Source organism: Helicobacter pylori, from assembly GCF_006439795.1.
Lineage (GTDB): Bacteria > Campylobacterota > Campylobacteria > Campylobacterales > Helicobacteraceae > Helicobacter > Helicobacter pylori_CR.
Genome location: NZ_VEYL01000006.1, coordinates 23,104 through 43,582, shown reverse-complemented (window position 1 = coordinate 43,582; position 20,479 = coordinate 23,104). Strand labels below are relative to the sequence as shown.

Below are 20,479 nucleotides of genomic sequence, written 5' to 3'. Positions count from 1 at the left end.
TTAATACTCTCTTAAAATTCGGGCTAATCGCTTGATTTTATCCTTATTTTTAATCCCAGGTCTTGTTTCTAAACCGGAATTGAAATCCAAACCCAACGCTTTAACTTTCAAGGCTTTTTGAATATTATCCAAATTAAGCCCACCAGCTAGCATGAAAGGCGTTTTGACATTTTCTAAAATTTCCCAATCAAAATTCACGCCATTGCCTCCCATTTTATCCCCCTTAGTGTCGTATAAAATCAGAGAGGCTTCTTGAATTTTAGGCGTTAAATCTTTAGCGCTCATCACGCTTATTACTTGCCAGATTGTGCAAGTTTTAGGGAGCGCTTTTTTTAATTGAGCGATTTCTTTAGGCGAATAGTTATAAAGCTGCACCGCTTTTAAATCAAGTTTTTTAACGATTTTTTGAATTTTTTTAATTTTATCTTTCACAAACACGCCCACAAAATCCAGTTTTTTAACCGCTTTTGTGATTTTTAGGGCTTCTTTAGGCTTGATGTATCGGGGCGAAGATTTTTCAAAAATCAAACCCCCATAAATGAAATGGTTTTTATAAACGGCTTTGGCGTCTTTAATCCTTGTAAGCCCGCACACTTTATTTTCGCCTAAAATCAATTTAATACACGCTTTTTTCAAATCCTTTTCTTTCATTAAAGAGCTGCCCACTAAAAAGCCATTCACATGAGGCACTAGGGCTTTGATTTGCGCATGCGAATGAATACCGGACTCACTCACCACGAGCGCGTCTTTAGGCAATAAGGGGCGTAATTCTAGCGTGTGAAAAATATCGGTTTTTAAGGTGTGTAAATCCCTGTTATTGATGCCTATAATGTCGTATTGGAGTTTGAGCAAGCGCTTGATTTCTTGCTTATTAGAAACTTCAGTCAGCGCACTCATGTTTAAGGATTTAGCGAGATTGAAAAGCTCTAAATAATTTTTATCATCTAACACGCTTAACATTAAAAGCACCGCATTAGCCCCCATCATTCTAGCGAGTTTGATCTGAAAAGCGTCAATGATAAAATCTTTGCATAAAATGGGCTTGGTGGAATGTTGCGAAACGATCTTAATGTTTTCATAAGAGCCTAAAAAATGTTTAGAATCGGCTAAAACTGAAATACAAGAGGCGAATTTTTCATAAGTCTTGGTTATTTCCAACAGATCAAAATCTTTTCTTATTAAACCTTTAGAGGGCGATGCTTTTTTGCATTCTAAAATAAAGCTTGTCTTTTTTTCTAGTAACGCTTTTTTAAAATCCCTGTCGCTTGGGGTTATGTTTACCGGTAAAGCGTGATTTTTTTTGAGTGCAGAGACTTCTAAGAGCTTGTCTTTAAGGATGTTTTCTAACACGCTAGGCATGGCTTAACCTTATGATTTTTTGCAAATGCATATAAGGCGCTTTGGTTTTTAAATGCTCTAAAGTCATGCCCACGCCCTCTTTTAAATCTTTAGCCCTATGGCTTAAATACAACAAACTCGCCACATTCGCCACAACCACCATCGTGTGCGAATTTTTGCCTTTATTTTCTAAAATGTCTAAACACGCTTGAACGCTTTCTTGTGCGTTTTTAATCTGTAACTCTTTCAAATCATAGGGGGGTAAATCAAAATCTTTAGCGCTCAAGTCATACTCTAAAATTTCGTTATTTTTCAATTCACACGCATGCGTAATGTCATGCAACACGATTTCATCTGTCCCCCCTCCATTAATTACCATCGCCCTTTTAACGCCTAAAGCCTTCAACGCTAACGCCATAGTCTTGCACAAGGATTTGTCATACACGCCTAAAAGCTGGATTTTTGGCCTTAAGGGGTTGATTAAAGGCCCTAAGCAATTAAAAATCGTTTTAGTGAAAAGCTCTTTTCTTAAAGGGGCGGATTTTTTAAAACTTTGATGGTATAAAGGCGCGAATAAAAACCCAAAACGCGTTTGTTTGAAGCAATTCTCTAATTGCGTGGGGTTCGTTTCAATATTCACGCCTAAATTTTCCAACAAATCCGCGCTCCCGCTATGACTGGACACGCTCCTTGATCCATGTTTAGCCATAGGTAATCCCATAGAGCTGGCAATGAGTGCGGCAATCGTGCTAATATTAATCGTTTTTAACCCATCGCCCCCTGTGCCACAATTGTCTATTAAATCCAAACCGCTGTTAAAAGGCTTAGGGGCATGCTCTAAAAGCGTGGTTGCAGCGACGCTAATCTCCTTAAAGCTCTCGCCCTTGATTTTTAAAGCGCACAAAATCGCCCCAAGTTGCGCTGGGCTTACTTTTTCGTGGATAATGAGAGTGAATAACTTTTGGACTTCTCCATCGTTTAAGTCTTTTTGATGGTATAGAGCGTTTAAAATCTCTTTCATGATAACCCTTCTAAAAACCCCACGCTTTGCTCTAACAACGCCCTCCCTTGTAAAGTCATGATGCTTTCAGGGTGGAATTGATAGGCTAAAATCTTATCTTCTTCATTGATAATGGCCATAGGGATATTGTCATGCTCAGCGATCACTTCTAAATTTTTAGGCAACCCGCTTGCCATTAAAGAATGGTAACGCCCCACCACCATGCTTTCCCCTAAACCTTTAAAAACGGCATGCTTTTTGAGCGCGATAGTCGTCGCTTTGCCATGCACGATTTCTTTACTCCTTATGATTTTAGCCCCATAGCTTTGCGCTAAAGCTTGTAAGCCTAAACAAATCCCTAAAATGGGGAATTTCTTTTTAGCCATTGCAATGATTTTTAAAAGATTGCCTGAATTGCTAGGGTTACCAGGCCCGGGTGAGATGAACAATAAAGGGGTTTTTGATTCTTTCTTCATTAAATCCATAAGATAACTCGGCTCAATATCGTTTTGATAAACGGCTACTTTATAACCCAAACACTCTAATTCATACACCAAATTATAAGAGAAAGAATCAAAATTATCTATAAAAAAGATTTTCATAAGCTTGTTTTCCTGATTGCATCAATAAGGGCTTGCGCTTTGGCTCTTGTTTCATTCGCTTCATTTTGCGGCACGCTGTCTAACACAATGCCGGCTCCTGCTTGGATCACCGCCCTATTATTTTTGACAAAACATGAACGGATAGTGATGCAAGAATCCATAGAACCCTCGCTATTTAAATACCCCACGCTCCCCCCATAAGAGCCTCTCCTTTGCTTTTCTAATTGGTAAATGAGCCTGATTGCAGAGATTTTAGGCGCCCCGCTAAGCGTGCCGGCGTTCATAAAGCTCCTGTAAGCATGCAAACTATCGCACCCTTTTTTCAATTCCCCCACAACCCTTGAGACTAAATGCATGACATTGGAATACTTATCCACTTTTAAAAGCTTGTCGCAATAGCGTTTTTTTGAAACTCTGGCCATGTCGTTTCTGGCTAAATCCACTAGCATGATGTGTTCAGCCCTTTCTTTATAGTCGTGTTGCAAATCAAATTCCATTTTACTATCTAAATCGTAATCAATATTCCCTTGTTGGTCCTTACCCCTTAAACGAGTGCCAGCAATGGGATAAATTTCAGCCGTATTCATTAAGGCGTTGTATTTTAAGGCGCTCTCAGGGCTTGCCCCAAAAAGGATAAAATCGCTGTCTTTAATATAGAACATATAAGGGCTAGGGTTAGTTAGCTTTAAATGATAATACGCACTCAAACCCTCCAAGCACTCCATATAAAAGCTGCGCGACAACACCGCTTGAAAGATCTCGCCTTTTTTGATTTCTTCTTGTAAGGATAGCACCTTTTTTTCAAACTCGCTATCATCACAACTAACGCTAACTTCTCTACTTTGCTTGGATTTTTTAGGGATAAAATCGCTTTTGATGCTTTTAGCCAACTCTTTTAAATCCTGTAATTCTTTAGCTATCTCTGTTTTAAAGCGCTCATCAAAACACGCCCCCAAGATTTCAGTGCTTTTTTCTTTATGGTCTATGATGATCAAATTTTGCGCGAGATAAAAAATAAAGTCATGCGCGGTGTTGTCTTGCGCTTTTAAGTGGGGCAAATCTTCAAAAAAATTGAGCATTTCAAAAGAAAAAACGCCCGCGCTTAAAAGCGTAAAAGGGTGTTTGGGTTTTGTTTTAACGCTTTTAAAAAGCCCCCTTAAAGCGTCAAAAGGGCTAGGCTCAAAGAGTTTTAAAAACTCATCTTGCGTTTTTTTATTTTTGGTGTAGGTTAAGGTTAGGGCGTTGTCTTGTATAGGCGTTTTAAAAAACGCGCTCAATTTTTGCAAAAACGCCCCGCCATTAGGCGTTAGGCTAGTGATGGTTACGATATTGTGGTTGCAAATTAGCTTCAAACAAGCTTTAGCCATTAATAGGGATTTGGTGTGCACTTTGCTCTCAATCTCAGTGCTTTCAAAAAGCAAGGTGTGCTGTTGCTCTAATTTTTCATAAAGAGCTAGGGGGTAGGGAATATAAGGGGCTTTTTCTATGAGACTGATCATCAATTTCTTTACACTAAAAATAAACTCGTATTCTACAAGAAATAGATAAATGGGCAATAAATTAATAGCCTTATAGAGTCTGCAAGGGCTAATCTAACTTAAACTCAAATTGGATTTTTCAAGGCTCAATTTATGAGAAAATTAGAAATTTTAATTAGGAATGCGAAAAAACACTTTGATCAGATTCAACTTTTTAGCGTTGTTAAGGCTACTTGTGTGGTGCTTGTTGTCGTTATCTTCCTTGTGTGCGGCAAGAAAGATTGGGTGCGATAAATTCAATAATATTCTCGCTTTCTTTTTCAATATCAATCAAACCCATATCGTTTGAGCCATTGGGCGGGGTGATGCCTAAAAAACGCTCATTGAAAGGCCGCCATCTGGCAATAGAAGCGCTGAGTTCGTTAGGATAAAACCCAATAGATTGGTTGTCAAACAAAGCGTTCACATGCAAAGGGCCTGAAGCGTTCCCGATATAAACAGACAAATTCGCGCACAATTTGGCTAAATCCACTAGACTATGGCTCGTATCATAAAGGTGGGCGAAAGGGACTTTTTTAAGGAGTTCTTCTGTGGCTTTCCTCTCGCCTGGCCCGCAAATAAGAATGATCTCACAACTTAAATTGTTGTGTAAAAAATCAATCAATTTAATAAAGTGTGAAGCAGGCAATACGGGCGAACTGCCTCCGCTATGCATATGCACGCCAATCCACAATAGATCAACATCAGCGTTGAGTTTTGAAGCGATGATGGATCGCTCTTTGGATTTGTCTTTAAGCTTCCATGCGATTTTTTTAATTGAAGCGTTAGGGAGATTATGATCTTTACAAAACGCATGGATTAAGTCCAAATTGTATTCGTATTCGGTTTTTAAGCATAATGATCGGCTTTGGCGCACGCTCTTTTGATAAAGCCAAGAATAGATTTTAGTCTTTGGGGCTAGGATATAAGGAATAAATTTCCTCAAACTAAAAGCGAGTCTGGCGTTTTTAAAATTGGAAAATAAAAAGATAAGAGCGTCAATGGATTTACTTTTGAGAGTAGCGGCCAAATGGTTGTCTTCTATAATGACTTCATCAATGAAAGGGAATTCTAAAGCGATTGGGGTGGTATAGCTAGGCACAACCACGCCCAAATACACTTCTTTGCCTTTTTCTAAAAAAGCTTGCTTTAGAGCGATTAAAGCGGGTATGGCTAAAATAAAATCGCCTAACTTGTCGTTACGGATCACAAAAACTTTTTGAGAGTTTTCTTTATCATCTTTGCATTTTAAATCTTCAAACCCTACAAAATCCATAGCTCCGCCTAAGAGATCAAATTTTTTGTCATGTTAGCAAAAATCGTTCTTATGCGATGGATAAATTTTATTTTTTATTTTGCCATGCTTTTATAGGCTCATCTTCCCATGTGCCATAGAGAGAATTAGGTAAAATGATCCACTCTGTGCCGAATTTTTGAGCGTTTTGCAAGACTTTAGCTCGTTGTTCTTGGCTGTTTTTAGCGTCTTTAGCAAAAATAGCGTCAAAATCATGCAAAGTGTCGCCCACTTGTAAAACAATCGCATAATCCTTAGCGACTAATTCTCGCCTAACGGCTTTAGGCTTGCCTTTTTCTTTTAGTAAAACGGATTCTTCACTCACTTGGGGGAGTTTAAAACTTTTGAGCGTTTTTAAAGTGAATGCCTTATTTTTTTGCGTGCGGTTAGAAATGTAAAAAATCTTAACGCCCTTAGAATTAGCGTATTCTAAAAAGTCTAGTGCTCCAGGAATGAGCGTAAGAGAGCCTTCTTTTTCAAATTTATCCCAAGTTTCTGGGGTGTATTTGATGCAATTCTTGACTAAATAGCCCGCATAATCAAAAGTGTTTAAAACGGTTTCATCTAAATCCAAGATGACGGCTGGCTTTTTGTCTTTAACGAGCTTGAGATTATTGTCTAGCGCCATTTTCGCCATTTTGTAACTTTGCAATTGCAAGGCTCTGATCTCAGCGCTTTGCTGATGATACTTAACGCTTCTTGTTAGGGGCGAAACGCACTCTTTAGCATTTAACACACTCATCAAACTCAATCCTAATAAAACTGATGCAAAGGTCTTTTTTATCATAACAACACCTACCTAATGGGGATTTTTTGTATTATACCTTAAAACAGATGATTAGAAATATTTTTACCATTAACCAAATTATTAACCGAATTGTTGTATAGTTGGCGTTTTTAATTCAAGTGAAGTGAGGAAACAATGAAAAAAGCGTTAATATCCACCCTTTTTGGTGTCAGTTTGGTGTTGGCAAAACCTTATACGATTGATAAGGCAAACTCTAGCGTGTGGTTTGAGGTTACACATTTCAAATTCAATGAAACAAGAGGCGTGTTTGATAGTTTTGATGGCAAAATTGATGCCGATCCTAATACCAAAGCCCTCAATGTTTTTGAAGGCAAAATTGATATTAAAAGCATTAACACTAGGAACAAAAAAAGAGATGACCACCTAAGGACAGCAGAGTTTTTTGATGCGCTAAAATACCCAAAAGGAAGCTTTAAAATGACAAAATACGAAGATGGTAAAATCCATGGGGATTTGACCCTTCATGGCGTAACCAAACCTGTCGTGTTGGAAGCCAAAATCCAAGCCCCCTTACAAAACCCCATGAATAAAAAAGAATTCATGGTGCTACAAGCTGAAGGCAAAATCAATCGTAAGGATTTTGGTATCGGTAAAACCTTTAGCGATGCTGTCGTTGGAGATGAGGTAAAGATTGAGCTCAAACTAGAAGCTTACGCCCAATAATCGTTTTGCAAGAGATAGATATTTTCTTCTCTTGCGTTTTTCTAACAGCACAAAAACTTTTATTCAACTTTGATACGCCATATCCCAAAACAGATATTCGTATTCGCTTGTAGTGATAAAAATCTCCTTTAATTTTTCAATTTCTTGTTTTGAAGAAGCGAGGGTGAGAGAATCAAGCAAATTAATATTCCACGACACACACGCTTGAAATTCTTTTGAGCTATAGCCCTTAATCCAATGCCCATAAAAGGCATGTTCTAAAGCGTTGGGGATTTGGCTTAAATTTTGCGCGATCACTAAATAGCTCCAACCACAGGATAGAACAGCCGCCGTAACTTCTTTAATAGAGCCCTTAAACCCTTCAGCGAGCATGTAGCTTGTATAGGATTTATTCGCTAGAGTGGGGCGTGCGTTTTGCAATTCTTTTTGAGTGATTTGAAGTTCTCTAATGTAATGGTTATGGATACTCATCTCGTTATTTAAAATGTCTTGTATAGCGTTAGAAAACTCCCTCATCACCGCTTCATCACAAGCCTTAACTACGCCTAAAGCAAACACCTTAGCGTATTCTAAAAGGAACAAATAATCCTGAATGATATAAAAACGGAATTTATCTCTTTCTAAAGTCCCACGCCCTATGCCTTGAACAAACGGATGGGAAATACAATCCCCCCAAATAGATTGCGCATTTTGATACAGATATTGTGAAACTTGCATTTTTACACTCCTAAAATCAATTTAATACGCATTCTAACACGAAAGCTTGTGATATGGTATAAAAATTTGTTTTTAAAAAGGTTTGTGAGTAAAATCTTATTTTCAAAAATGGAACGCTGTATTAAAATATTTGTGGTTTTGAATAGCGGTTAATGATATTATAGGGCTTGTATTGGTTGTTTAAGACTGGCTATCATTTGTAACCATAAAAAGTTAATTCCATCTCGCTCTGTAGGTTTTGATTTTTAGAAGTTTTTATTATGGGAACTTGCAGTATGGCACTTACAAGATAGGAGTCAATATTAGATGCATGGTTTCAAACCTATTACAGAGCGAGATGGAACTAACCGTACTATTTATGATTGGTTTAACCTCTGTATTAAGTCATATCGGCCAAAACTCAAAGTAGTTTAGCATAAAAATAAAAAAGCGTCTAATAGATTCAAAATAGGCGTTCAATTTTTAAGCGGTTGGTGTAAAAACGCAATTAAAGGCTTTAATGTTTGAAACTTAACGCTCTAAAACGCTTAAAAAATACTAAAACTATAAAACCAATGATTTACTTTAATCCTGTAATTTGTGAATAAACAAAACATTTATTGAGCTTCTTGTGATATTTTTCCGATCTATAACAATGCTTTTAATAGGGTTGTGGTATAAATATTCTTATCAAGGTGTGCAAAACATGCCTTGAATCTCAATTTTATGAAAGGATTTGTTATGAGTGGATTAAGAACATTTAGTTGTGTAGTGGTTTTATGCGGTGCAATGGCTAATGTAGCTATAGCTAGTCCTAAAATAGAGGCAAGGGGTGAATTAGGCAGATTTGTAGGGGGAATTTTTGGGGGTGCAATGGGTGGTGTAATGGGCGGAGCAATTGGGGCTCCTGGAGGTCCAGTGGGTAGTGCCATAGGTAGAAGTTTTGGTCATGAAATAGGGAGAGAATTTGGTCGTGAAATAGGCGATAGGGTGGAAGATTATATCCGTGGCGTTGATAGAGAGCCACAAACCCCAAGAGAACCCACCTATGATCGTCATTTCGTGTATGATAGGTAGTTTTGGGGGAGAAAGGAGAGAGCATGAATATCAAAAAGCGTTTGAGCGACTGGGAATATCAATGGGCAGTGGCTATAGTCTATGCGGGATGCATATCCGCATTGCGTTATAGCCAAGGTGCTAGCGATCCACTTTTTAACCCTAAAGACAGCTATTACGCGTGGCTAACAATCTTAATAGCGGCTCTATTATCTAACCTTTTATTTGACCCTCGAGGTAGGGATTGTTATAAATCTTTCCAAGTAAGATACCCTAGGTTTCTCAAAGCCATTTTTAAGGCTAGGTTTTTTGGCGCGTTTTATAACGCTGTGTTAGGATCAAGACTAAGGGATTTTTATGTGATACTTTTAACGATGCCCTTTATTGCCGCTATCCATGAGATCTCGGCGTATTGTGGGCATCCTAGCAATCTCCTTATAGAGGGTTTGGTTATGCTTGGCTTTCTTGTGTGTTTTGGGATTTGTTCTAGGCTTTGCGCTAAATGGGGGTGGTGATTTAACCCAAATGTCATTAAATGGAGGGGGGGAATAAAAACATTAAAGAAACTTTAAAGCGCGTTCTCACTGATTTGTGTTACAATGAGAAGCATTTAAGGGGTGCTTTTTAAAAACGCTCAAGTTTTTAAAAGGCTGAGATCAAACCCGTAGAACTTGTCAAGGTAATTCTTGCGTAAGGAAATAACATGTTAATAACCACCCAACTATCCAAACGATTTTACGCCACACTCATTCTTTCTTGCGTGTTTTTAACCATCACTAACATCCTTGTCAAAGGCTCATTTGTTAATCTTTTAGCAGGGCTTAGTGGGGTTTTGTATGCGTTTTTTGCCGGAGAAAGGCAAATTATTTGTTTTGTGTTTGGCTTTATTTATAATTTGAGTTACGCTTATGTCGCTTATCAGTGGAAATTAAACGCTGATGTGATTTTATGCCTTTTTTTGTATATGCCGGTAACGATTTATGGGCTATTCGCATGGAAAAAGACAGAGCGGCATGAGGGCGCTATTAAGGCTCAAAAACTTTCCAAAAATTGGCGTTTGGCGCTCGTTTTAGGCGTAGGGGTTTTAACTTATGTGAGCGCTTTGTTTTTTAAAGAAATTAAAACGAATTTTTTATGGGCAGAGAGTTTTAATTTCGTCATCTTTATTATTGCTTTTATTTTGCAAGTTTTGCGTTATATAGAGAATTATGCGCTAGTAACTTTGGGGAATATCGTGTCTATTATCGTGTGGTTTTGTATTTTCCAAATTTCTACAGAGAGCTTGGTGCAACTCTTCACAACGATTCTATACCTTTTTATTGGCATGTATTATTTTAAGCGCTGGAACAAGTCATGCAAGCAGTGATTTTAGCGAATGGGGAGTTTCCTAAATCTCAAAAATGCTTAGACCTTTTACAAAACGCTCCCTTTTTAATCGCATGCGATGGGGCTGTCCAGTCCTTGCATGCGCTTCAATTCAAACCCAGCGTTGTTATAGGCGATCTAGATAGCATTGATTCGCATTTGAAAGCTTTGTATAACCCTATACGCGTGAGCGAACAAAACAGCAACGATTTATCCAAAGCCTTTTTTTATGCTTTAAATAAAGGCTTTGATGATTTTATTTTTTTAGGGTTGAATGGCAAGCGAGAAGATCACGCTTTAGCGAACACTTTTTTATTGTTGGAGTATTTTAAATTTTGCCAAAAAATCCAAGCCATAAGCGATTATGGTCTTTTTAGGGTGTTAGAAACCCCTTTTACTTTGCCTAGTTTTAAGGGGGAACAAATCTCGCTTTTTAGCTTGGATTTTAAAGCCCAATTCACTTCTAAAAACCTCAAATACCCCTTAAAAGACTTGCGTTTAAAAACGCTCTTTTCTGGCTCGCTCAATGAAGCTACAGATAGTTTTTTTAGCCTTAGCTCTACACCTAAATCGGTGGTGCTAGTGTATCAAAAATTCTTATAAGTGGGTTTAATTCTTATAAGTCTTTACACCCACAACCACTGCCACTGTAATAAAAATTACGATAAGCAAAACAATGGAGACCGTATATTCTTTTGAGTTAGTTTTATTGAAATTTTGATTGCTGTTTGCAATATCTTTTACAAAACGATAGAGAGAGTGTAATAAAATGAGAGTGAAAAACGATGCGAACATGAATAAGCATAAGGCAATTAAACCATCTAGCCCTTTCTTATCAAAAATAGCCAAATTAATTTTAAGCCCACTATCAAACGCTATAAAGATAGCAACAAAGATCCCAAGAATAACAACAAAATCTCTTTTTGTGTTGTCAATTTGCCCCTTTATGGTGCTGGTTTGGTTCGTTATGCTATTAATTTATTCTTTTAAGGTTTTTAGGCTTTGTTGCGTCAAAAAATTAAAGATCACAGCTTAACAATCATCAGGCTTTATTGCACATGCTTTATTATAGTGTTAGCGTAGAAAATACTGCCATAAGCCTAACAACAAGAGATAACCCTTTGTAGTGTGGTTGATAGTGGCTTAAAATCGCAGAACTATTGATTGTTTAGTCCTTTTCGTCTTCGGGTTCTATATCTATTGTGTCATTGTCATTAGGCAATTGTCGCATGTTTTCCAACCGGTGTTCCAATTCTCTCAATCTTTCTATAGCTTGAATTTCTTCGTCTCGAGCTTTAATAATTGTTTTTTGGGCATCAATTCTCTTATCTTTTGCATTATTTATCTTATCTTTTGCATGAATCACTGCTTTTATTTCTTCTCTTATAATCTCTAAAAATAGTGTAAAAAAATTTGAGATCTTATGATTTTATGTGTGGTTTTAAAGTAACTTGTTTAATTGGTCTAATATTTTTAAGAGTAAGGGATATAAAATGAGATTATCCCAAGCTCTATTTTAAAGTTTTTCTAATAGCCCAAGCAACGCCCTTTTATACTCTAACGCCGTTGTTTCATCCTTGCCTTCAAAGCGGCTGACTAAATAGGGGGTGGTGTTGCTTGCACGAATAAGCCCAAAACCATGTTCAAAAACCACTCTCACGCCATCAATGCTGATGATTTCTTTGATTTTAGGGAAATGGCTTGGCGGGTTTTTAAGCGCTTTTTGCAGGTTATGAATGATTTCAAATTTTTCTTCTTCGCTCACGGCGATTTTTTCTTCAGGCGTGGTGTAGGAATAAGGGAGGTTTTTAATGGTGTTTTCCAAATCGCTTGGACTTTGTTCAAGCAATAATTCTAAAGCCCTTAAGCATGCATAAAGAGCGTCATCATAGCCAAAATAGCGCTCTTTAAAAAAGATATGCCCGCTCATTTCAGCCGCAAAATGCGCATGGGTTTCTTTGAGCTTGATTTTTAAATTGCTATGCCCGGTTTTATACATGAGCGTCTTGCCAAAAGTATTGATCGTGTTATACATCACTTGAGAGCATTTGACTTCGCCGATCACAAAGGGGGTGATGCCTTGAGCATGCAAGCGTTTAGCGAATAAAATCGCTAATTCATCGCCCGCATAAACATGATGAGAGCTTAACATCGCAATCCTGTCCGCATCGCCATCAAAAGCAAAGCCTATAGAAATAGCGTTTTCTTGCATGTGTTTTTCTAAATCTTTTAGGTTTTTCGCTTCGCTGGGGTCTGGGTGGTGGTTAGGGAAATCCCCATCAGGATCGCTATAAAGGCTATTAAAATCAATGTTTAAAGCCTTTAAAATAGGCTCCAAACCTAACGCTCCCACGCCATTACCAAAATCTAAGGCGATTTTGTATTTAAGGTTTTTTAAATGCTCAAAATCCTTGATCAAATAGCGCTGATATGCTTCTAGAGCATTGATTTTCTCTAGTGTTTCTTTTAGGGGTTTTATTTCATGCCTGGCGTTTAAAAGCGTGTCTTTTAAAGCTTGAATGTCCTTGCCATAAAACGGGTTTTGATTGAGCGTGATTTTAAAGCCGTTGTATTCTTTGGGGTTGTGAGAGCCAGTGATCATGATGGAATTAGGGCATTGGATGCCATCTATTTCATTAAAGGCCGCAAAATACGCTACCGGTGTGGGGATTAGCCCTAAATCATACACTTTCAAGCCGCTTGATTGTAACCCGGCGCTCAAAGCTTCAAAAAGCGATCGCCCATGCACTCTGGCGTCATGCCCTACAAACACGCTTTTATCGTATTCTCGCATGATTTTCCCTAACTCCACGCCGATACTAAAGGCGCTCTTTTCATCTAAAGTGGTGGGGTAAATGCCTCTAATATCGTATTCTCTAAAAATGCTAATGTCCATGTCATGACTCCTTGTTTTTGAATAAATTTAAACCCTGTTCGCATAAATTTTGCCATGCGTTTGTTTGATCTTTTTGTTTTAACTGAACGCATTTTTCTAAACTGGATTTAGATTTTGCTTTTTGATGGGTTAGATCTAATAAGCTGGATTGCAAGTATAAGGCTTTTTGGTGATCTTCTAAAGAAAGCCTGCGGTTTAAGAGTTTGTCTAGCGTTTCTAACGCTTTTGAATAGTCTTTGGTGGTTCTGTAAGCGTCAATGAGAGCAAATTCGCTAAAAGGCGTGTAAGAATAGTCCTTGTAAGCGTCTTGGAGTTTGAGCAAGCTTGTGGCATAAATTTTGACGCTTTTAGGATCTTTTTCATTCTCTAGCAATTTAAAATAAACCAACGCCATGCGTTTATCGTCTTTGAAATGCTTTTCTAAAAACGCATACAGATTGAGGGCCAATTCTCTTTCATTGTTTTGCATGTAATCTGAAAATAAAACAAAAGCAATATCATAAAATTCTTTTTTATTCAAGTTTTGAGCGAGAATTAAAGCGTCTTTAGAAGCCAGAGTGGAATTTTTAAAATCCCCTAAGCGGTAGTAATTGCGTCCCAAACGATAAAGCCATATTAATTTCTCGCTAGGAGTTTTAGCTGCTTTTAAAGCGTTTAGGGCAATGATTTGCGCTTTTTCTTTGAGCGATGCGAAATACAAGCAATCAAAGGCTTGGATTTCTTCTTTGGGGGTAAATTCAAAGGCGGTGATCTGGGATAAGTATTTTAAGGCTTCTTCGCAACGATTGTCCTCTAATGGGGTTTTAGCAAGGACATTGAGCGTTTTTTGGATCAAAGGAGAATCTTTAGGCAAATTTTTTTGCATGCTTAACACTTCAGCATAACGCTTGTTTTCAAACAAGAGTTGGGCTTTCAATTCTAAAGCCTTTAGGGCTTCATTAGAATTAGGGAAATTTTGAATGATTTTATCGTAATGGGCGATTTTTTCTTGCGTGTTCCCCTCCATGGAAAAAAGGGCTTTTTCATCGCGCGCTCTAACGACAGAAGCTTTATCCAATTCCGCATGATCTTGCAAATATTGCAGGTTGTAAAGGTGGGCGTTCTTAAAGTCCTTGATCCTTGCATACAACGCCCCTAAATCATAGAGCGCTTGCTCTTTAGCTTTCACATCATCATCTTGATTAAGGAGCAAGTGAGCGATCTCAATCGCGCTTTCATTCATTTGGTTTTTTTTCAATAATTTGAGCAAGTCTAGGGCTGATTCGCTGTGTTGAGAAATATAATCAGGGTTGGATTGGACCACCTTATCAATGAGGTATTTAGCGTTATTAAAGTTTTGATAGTTTATCTCTGCTTCAGCCCAATTAAGGGCGATTTCACTCGCGCTCTCTTTGTCTTTAGCGTTAGAAAAAGCTTCTTTAAAAAGCATGTTAGCGTTGCTCAAATTAGAAGCGTTAGCCGCTTCAATGGCTAAACGCATTTGGGCTAAGGGAGCGTAGCGGGAGTTTTTGTATTCTAAAAGAATGCGTTTGTAATAGCGCATGGCCTGTTTGTAATTGTTGTTTTCATCTAAAGCTTTGGCGACATAATATAACGCTTCAGGGATATTGGGGTCAGTCGGGTAATTTTTAATCCACTTGGTGCCAATATCTATGAGTAAGGATTTTTTAATGCCTAATTGGCCCAATGCGATAATTTCTAATAAATACAGATCTTTTTTAAACATCGTTTGAGGGTAGTTTTTAAACGCACGGCTGATCGTGCGTAAAGCGTCAAAATAGGCTTGCGAATCCATTTGTTTTTTAGCCTCTAAATAAGCGTTTAAATCATAGCCCTTTGTGGTGAGTAGGGGTTTGTTATTCACATCTAGTTCTTGAATGATAGGGGTTTGAGCGTCTTTAATGACAATGGGGAAATTCAAGCCTTTTTGAGCGTTGTCTTTTTCGCTCAAAAAAGGGATATTTTGATCATAGCCTATGATCTGCCATGTTTTGGCTTTAGGATCGTTTTCCACAAAAAGGGGGATCGCTTTTTTATAATCCCTATCAAAAGAAAAAAGGGTGAGCCTTCGCATCACTTTGGGCTTGATGTGTAAAATGAATTGTTGTTGGCGCATGGAATAAGTGATATTGAAAAAAGCGTTTTCTAAAGGGGTAAAACCCTCCTTAGGGATGGAGTCTATCACGCATTCTATGGGGCGTTTAGCGTGTATAATGGATAAAGACGCTCCAATTCCGCTTGGCGGTTTTTCATTGGTATAAAAACAAGAAAACGCCTTATTGTGTCGTAAGGTTAAAACCGAAAAATCTTCCCCCCCTTCTTTGCCTTGCGTGAGCGTGAGACTTAAGGCGTTGAGCGAATGGGAGAGTAAACCCATTAAAAGAAAGATTTTTGACTTAAGCCACAAACTCTAAAAGCCCTCGCATCATAAACACAGAGAACAAGCACGCTAACGCCATGGCAATAATGACCGCATAAATGGGCATGGTAGCGTTTTGGGTGTAAATATCGTTTTGAGCGTAGCTTTGGGTTTGTAAGGGCTTATTGAAAAACATCGCTACGAGCCAACGGAAATAATAAAACGCAGCCACCGCGCTATTAACTAACATCACCACCGCTAAAAGAATGTGATTGCTCTCTAAAGCGCTTTCAACGGCTAAAAATTTCCCCCAAAACACGCTAAAAGGCGGGATCCCTGCAAGCCCAAAAACAAAAATAGCGCCCAAGATCGCCACTAAAGGGTGGGTTTTGATAAGGCCGTTGAATTTAGAATAGGGGTGATCGTAGCGTTCATCCCATGTTTTTTCCCGGCTTTTTAAGAGCCATAAAAGGCCAAAAGCCCCAATGTAAGTGAAGGCAAACATGAACCAATAAACAAACATCGCTTGTTGGCTGTCTTCAGTGTGGATAAACACGCACGCTAAAGCGAACCCAGAATGCGAAATGGAGCTATAAGCGAGCATTCTTTTGACATCTTCTTGCCATAAAGCAATGAAATTAGGGATGGTGATAGTCATAAGAATCAAAACATAAAAAATGTCTTCTACCCAAGCGATGCGAGTGTCTATAAACGCCCCAAAAAGGCGAGTCGCTACCACAAAGCCAGCGATTTTAGGCACAATGGAAATATAGCTCGCAAAGACCGGATTATTGCCCTCATACACATCAGGCATCCAGGTATGGAAAGGCACTAAAGAAACCTTAAAGCCAATCGCTCCAATCAAAAAAATAGCGCCCATCGCAAAGAGCATGGGGTTTGTAACGCCCTCAGTGTGTAAGTATAGGCTAATGACTTCAAGATTCAAGCTCCCTGTGAGCAAGTAAAAAGCCATCGCCCCCATAGCAAAAAACGCACTCGCCATCGCCCCCATAGTGAAATACTTGATCCCTGCTTCCAAGCCGTAGCGTTTATCGCTCAACGCCATTAACACGCAAAGGGGTAAGGACGCTGTCTCTAACCCAATAAGGATTAACAATAAATGGTTGCTTGAAACCATGAACTGAAAGCCAGCAACAATAAACAAATATAAGGAATAAAATTCAGCGGTTTGAAATTCGTTGAAACGCTCTTTTGAAAGGGCTAAGAAAATGAGCAAAAAGGCTGAAATCAAGACAATGCTTTGAGAGATGAGCGAGAGGGTATCCAAGCTCAAAAACCCAAAAAAGGCGTTTTCTTGCTCTTCTAACCCTAAAACCACCAAAAAATCCAAAACCAAAAAAAGCATGCATAAAAACACATTCAAATTGCGTGAAAACCTGGAAGTGAAAGCGTTGATTAAGAGCGTGAAAATCCCCCCACACACCAACACCAGCATGGGCAAAATGCTCTCAAAATTAAAGCTATCAAAAGAGATGTGGAGACTATCTATTAACATAAGAGACCTCTTTTATCTTAGTATCCAATGAACCTAAAAAAGGGAGCGAGCGGATTTCTATCACCTCTAAAAGCTGCCTAGAGCCTTGCTCAATCGGTTTTAAAAGCATTTTAGGATAAACCCCTAAAATCAAAATCAAAGCTAAAATCACGCTTAAAACCCCTACCTCACGAGCGTTCAAATCTTCAAACACGCTTATTTGATCGTTCCCGGCTTTCAAATTACCAAAGAAGACATCTTTATATGAAGTGAGCATGTAAATCGCTGACAGAATGATGCTTGTTCCAGCAATGATAGCCAAAAGAGGGTAAGTGGCAAAAAACCCTAATAAGCTTAAAAACTCTCCCACAAAGCCAATGCTTAAAGGCATGCCCACATTCGCCATTAAAACGATCATAAAAAAGGCTGCAAAAACAGGAGCGCTTTTAGCGATTGATCCAAAGCGAGCGATTTCTAAACTGCTGGCGCGTTCTTCCAAGATACCAGCGAGTAAAAATAATCCCATGACAATAACCCCATGCGCAAACATCATAAACACCGCCCCAGAAATCCCCTCAACATTGAAAGAAAAAACCCCAAGCACCACGACTCCCATGTGCGAGAACGAACTATAAGCGATGAGGGTTTTTAAATCTTTTTGAGCGTAGGCTAAAAAGCCTCCATAAATGATCATGCACAACGCCACAATGGCTATGGGGGTTAAATAAATCTCTGAAAGCTCAGGAAAAAGCGGGAGCAAGAAGCGTAATAAGGCGTAAGTCCCCATTTTAGAAAGCAAGGCTGAAAGCATGACAGAGCCTAGAGTGGGGGCGTTAGAATACGCATAAGGCAGCCATGTGTGTAAGGGAAAGAGCGGGATTTTAACCGCAATCCCTATTAAGAAAGCCACAAAGAGCCAGGTTTTAACCCCGCTAGAAAAGTTCAATTGATACCAGTCTAAAATATCAAAACTCATCATGCCGTAATTATTGGCGTAGTCATGCCCAATGTATAAAATGCCTAAAAGCATGCATAATGACGCTAAAAAGGTGTAGAGGAAAAACTTCATGCCAGAATAGATTTTGTTATTACGGCCAAAACGACCGATGAGGTATAAGACCGGCAAGAGCGAGATTTCCCAAAAAGCGTAGAAAAAGATCATATTAAGAGAAGAAAACACGCCCATTAAAATCCCCTCTAACAACAACAAACAAATCGCAAAGTCTTTACGACGCTCTTTGACATAAATCACGGACAATAACACCACGATAGCGTTTAAGAGCAATAAAAAGAGCGCGATGCCATCAACGCCCACATGGTAATTCACGCCAATTTGATAGACTAATTCCTTTGTTTCTTCAAATTGCATGCCTGCTGTTTGAGTATCAAACCCATGCCACAACAACAAGACCAATAACAATTCAATCAAAGCGATGACAATCGCATACGCCCTGCTCGCTTGATCGCTCATAAAGAACGCTAATAGCGCGCTCAGCATGGGGAAAAAGATCACCACACTTAAAAGATGCGCATGTAAAAACTGCATTGTTTATCTCCCAAAAAAAGCTACAAACGCTAATAAGATTAAAACCCCGGCCACCATGAAGCGCAGCATGGAGGTTAAATTCCCATCTTGACTGATTCTAAACACACGCCCTATAACAAAAACGCTTCTTCCTATGGTATCCACTATCGCATCAATGATCCTTAATTCCACGACCTGGTGCAAGAATGAAGCGATGGCGCTAAAAACTTTTGCAATCCCTTGATAAAGTTGCGGGATATAGTATTGGTTGAGCAAGAGTTTGTATAAAAAGCCCCCCTCTTTTTTAGAAGTAATACCATTTTTATATTTAAATATGGCATAGGCGATGCTCAATAACACCACTATGGTGGTGATACTGATTAAAAGAGCGAGCGGGACTAGATACTCTCCAACGCTAGGGATCACTTGAGAAATGAAATGGAAAAACGGCTCTTCAAAAAACCCGGCAATGACCGCTAAAACCCCTAACGGCAACATGCTCAAAAGCATGAAATTTTTGGCTTCATGGGGGTGGTTGATTTCGTGCTGTTTGGGCGCAAAAAACACCAGCATGATGAGCCTGAAGCTATAAAAAGCGGTAAAGATCGCCCCAATTAGAAGAACAAACCATAAAACATGGTGGTGCATCCCAAAAGCCACTTCTAAAATTTTGTCTTTAGAAAAGTATCCTGCGAAAGGGTAAATCCCGCACAAAGCCACTGATCCTATAATCATAAAGATAGCTGTGATTTTCATGGGCTTGTATAAAGCGCCCATTTTAGTAATATCCAAATTGTCTTCCATCGCATGCATGACATTCCCTGATCCTAAGAAAAGGAGGGATTTGAAAAATGCATGCGTGAAGAGGTGGAAAAGCGCGATCGCATAAGCCCCAAGACCGGCCGCTACAAACATATAGCCTAATTGAGAAAGCGTGGAATAAGCCACAATGCGCTTTAAATCCTTATTGACTAAAGCCATGCTCGCCCCAAAAAGAGCCACAAACGCCCCTAAGCATGCGATGAAATAACCCACTTCAAACACCGCGCTATACAAAGGGTTGGCTCTAATGACCAGATACACCCCAGCGGTTACCATTGTCGCTGCATGGATGAGAGCGGACACAGGGGTAGGCCCCTCCATAGCGTTGGCTAACCATGTGTGCATAGGGAATTGTGCACTCTTACCCATAGCGCCAATGAAAAGAAACACGCTAATGAAAAAGAGCATGGAATAATCGGCGTTATTGAGCATGCTAAAGACTTCTTTATACTGGAGGGTGCCAAAATTCCAAAAGATCAAAATAATCCCCATGAGCATGCCTAAATCCGTGATCCGATTCATCACAAAGGCTTCAATAGAAGCGTCATTCGCACTTTTTTTATGATACCAAAAACCAATGAGCAAGTAAGAGCATAGCCCCACCCCTTCCCAGCCAATGAAAAGCCCTAAAAAATTATCGCTCAACACTAACACCAGCATGGAAAACACAAAGCCGCTAAGGTAGGAAAAATAGCGGTTAAACCCTGTATCATGCTCCATATAGCCTATGGAATACACATGCACTAAGAAAGAAACTAAAGTGACCACGACAATCATGACCGCATTGATATTATCCAGCATGAGAGAAAAGCCCACTTTAAAATTCCCTACCACGATCCAATCAAACAAATATTTTTCATAGCTTTGATGATGCCATGCTTGGATGAAAAGAACTACTGCGCCAATTAAAGAAACCAGCACGCACAAAGAATTGAAAACGCCCACATGCAACGCTTTAGCTTTAGCCCCAAACAGCCCCGCATAAACCGCGCCGATTAAAGGCAAAAACAACACCACTGACAGCAAAGAAGAATATTGCATGC

Annotated in this window: 18 protein-coding genes; 5 read left to right on the top strand and 13 right to left on the bottom strand. The window is 39.0% G+C overall.

Annotated elements, in window-relative coordinates; genetic code table 11:
• The 6 genes from trpCF to FIM66_RS03780 form a co-directional block, all read right to left on the bottom strand.
• Entirely contained in the window at window positions 1–1,359 is a 1,359-nt protein-coding gene (gene trpCF / locus FIM66_RS03805) for a bifunctional indole-3-glycerol-phosphate synthase TrpC/phosphoribosylanthranilate isomerase TrpF (protein WP_140490322.1), read from the bottom strand.
• Window positions 1,352–2,359 carry an anthranilate phosphoribosyltransferase gene (gene trpD, locus FIM66_RS03800; protein WP_140490324.1) on the bottom strand — a complete coding sequence of 336 codons (1,008 nt, stop codon included), beginning with the start codon at window positions 2,357–2,359 and terminating at the stop codon, window positions 1,352–1,354. Before trpD ends, trpCF begins: the two co-directional genes overlap by 8 nt.
• Window positions 2,356–2,940 carry an aminodeoxychorismate/anthranilate synthase component II gene (locus FIM66_RS03795; RefSeq protein WP_140490326.1) on the bottom strand — a complete coding sequence of 195 codons (585 nt, stop codon included), beginning with the start codon at window positions 2,938–2,940 and terminating at the stop codon, window positions 2,356–2,358. The genes trpD and FIM66_RS03795 overlap by 4 nt, the downstream gene beginning before the upstream one ends.
• Window positions 2,937–4,439: an anthranilate synthase component I gene (gene trpE, locus FIM66_RS03790; RefSeq protein WP_140600059.1), complete on the bottom strand. Its 1,503-nt coding sequence runs from the start codon at window positions 4,437–4,439 to the stop codon at window positions 2,937–2,939. Before trpE ends, FIM66_RS03795 begins: the two co-directional genes overlap by 4 nt.
• A gap of 232 nt (window positions 4,440–4,671) precedes the next feature.
• On the bottom strand, window positions 4,672–5,733 hold the full coding sequence (locus FIM66_RS03785; protein WP_140600043.1) for a glycosyltransferase family 9 protein: 1,062 nt from the start codon (window positions 5,731–5,733) through the stop codon (window positions 4,672–4,674).
• A 67-nt stretch (window positions 5,734–5,800) separates the two neighbouring features.
• A complete protein-coding gene (locus tag FIM66_RS03780; protein WP_079296405.1) occupies window positions 5,801–6,538 on the bottom strand; it encodes a 5'-nucleotidase, lipoprotein e(P4) family in 738 nt (245 codons plus the stop codon).
• A 135-nt stretch (window positions 6,539–6,673) separates the two neighbouring features.
• Between FIM66_RS03780 and FIM66_RS03775 the strand changes: the two genes are divergently transcribed.
• Window positions 6,674–7,222: a YceI family protein gene (locus tag FIM66_RS03775; RefSeq protein WP_015645851.1), complete on the top strand. Its 549-nt coding sequence runs from the start codon at window positions 6,674–6,676 to the stop codon at window positions 7,220–7,222.
• A 63-nt stretch (window positions 7,223–7,285) separates the two neighbouring features.
• Here the strand turns inward: FIM66_RS03775 and tenA are convergent, their stop codons facing one another.
• On the bottom strand, window positions 7,286–7,939 hold the full coding sequence (tenA, locus tag FIM66_RS03770; protein WP_128032925.1) for a thiaminase II: 654 nt from the start codon (window positions 7,937–7,939) through the stop codon (window positions 7,286–7,288).
• Window positions 7,940–8,644: 705 nt separating this feature from the next.
• Here tenA and FIM66_RS03765 point away from each other — a divergent pair.
• The 4 genes from FIM66_RS03765 (at window position 8,645) to FIM66_RS03750 (ending at window position 10,942) form a co-directional block, all read left to right on the top strand.
• A complete protein-coding gene (locus FIM66_RS03765) occupies window positions 8,645–8,995 on the top strand; it encodes a pantothenate kinase (protein WP_080016089.1) in 351 nt (116 codons plus the stop codon).
• A 23-nt stretch (window positions 8,996–9,018) separates the two neighbouring features.
• Window positions 9,019–9,489: a hypothetical protein gene (locus FIM66_RS03760; protein WP_140600042.1), complete on the top strand. Its 471-nt coding sequence runs from the start codon at window positions 9,019–9,021 to the stop codon at window positions 9,487–9,489.
• 188 nt (window positions 9,490–9,677) lie between these two features.
• Window positions 9,678–10,340, top strand: coding sequence for a nicotinamide riboside transporter PnuC (pnuC, locus tag FIM66_RS03755; RefSeq protein ID WP_140548202.1), 663 nt, complete (start codon window positions 9,678–9,680; stop codon window positions 10,338–10,340).
• Window positions 10,328–10,942, top strand: a complete 615-nt coding sequence (locus FIM66_RS03750) for a thiamine diphosphokinase (protein WP_140600041.1) — start codon at window positions 10,328–10,330, stop codon at window positions 10,940–10,942. Before pnuC ends, FIM66_RS03750 begins: the two co-directional genes overlap by 13 nt.
• A gap of 565 nt (window positions 10,943–11,507) precedes the next feature.
• Here the strand turns inward: FIM66_RS03750 and FIM66_RS03735 are convergent.
• The 6 genes from FIM66_RS03735 to nuoL all read right to left on the bottom strand — a co-directional run bounded on the left by FIM66_RS03735 (window position 11,508) and on the right by nuoL (window position 20,477).
• Window positions 11,508–11,705: a hypothetical protein gene (locus FIM66_RS03735; protein ID WP_140479291.1), complete on the bottom strand. Its 198-nt coding sequence runs from the start codon at window positions 11,703–11,705 to the stop codon at window positions 11,508–11,510.
• Between the two features lie 150 nt (window positions 11,706–11,855).
• Window positions 11,856–13,235 (bottom strand): phosphomannomutase/phosphoglucomutase, encoded by a 1,380-nt coding sequence (locus tag FIM66_RS03730; RefSeq protein WP_140600040.1) that lies wholly within the window; start codon window positions 13,233–13,235, stop codon window positions 11,856–11,858.
• A gap of 1 nt (window position 13,236) precedes the next feature.
• Window positions 13,237–15,642 (bottom strand): DUF7494 domain-containing protein, encoded by a 2,406-nt coding sequence (locus FIM66_RS03725; protein ID WP_140600038.1) that lies wholly within the window; start codon window positions 15,640–15,642, stop codon window positions 13,237–13,239.
• Entirely contained in the window at window positions 15,632–17,110 is a 1,479-nt protein-coding gene (gene nuoN / locus FIM66_RS03720) for an NADH-quinone oxidoreductase subunit NuoN (RefSeq protein WP_140490346.1), read from the bottom strand. Before nuoN ends, FIM66_RS03725 begins: the two co-directional genes overlap by 11 nt.
• A complete protein-coding gene (locus tag FIM66_RS03715; RefSeq protein WP_140548210.1) occupies window positions 17,097–18,635 on the bottom strand; it encodes an NADH-quinone oxidoreductase subunit M in 1,539 nt (512 codons plus the stop codon). Before FIM66_RS03715 ends, nuoN begins: the two co-directional genes overlap by 14 nt.
• Before the next feature lie 3 nt (window positions 18,636–18,638).
• The gene (gene nuoL, locus FIM66_RS03710; protein WP_140600037.1) at window positions 18,639–20,477 is read right to left on the bottom strand and encodes an NADH-quinone oxidoreductase subunit L; all 1,839 of its coding nucleotides are present in this window, start codon (window positions 20,475–20,477) and stop codon (window positions 18,639–18,641) included.
• Window positions 20,478–20,479: the final 2 nt, after the last annotated feature.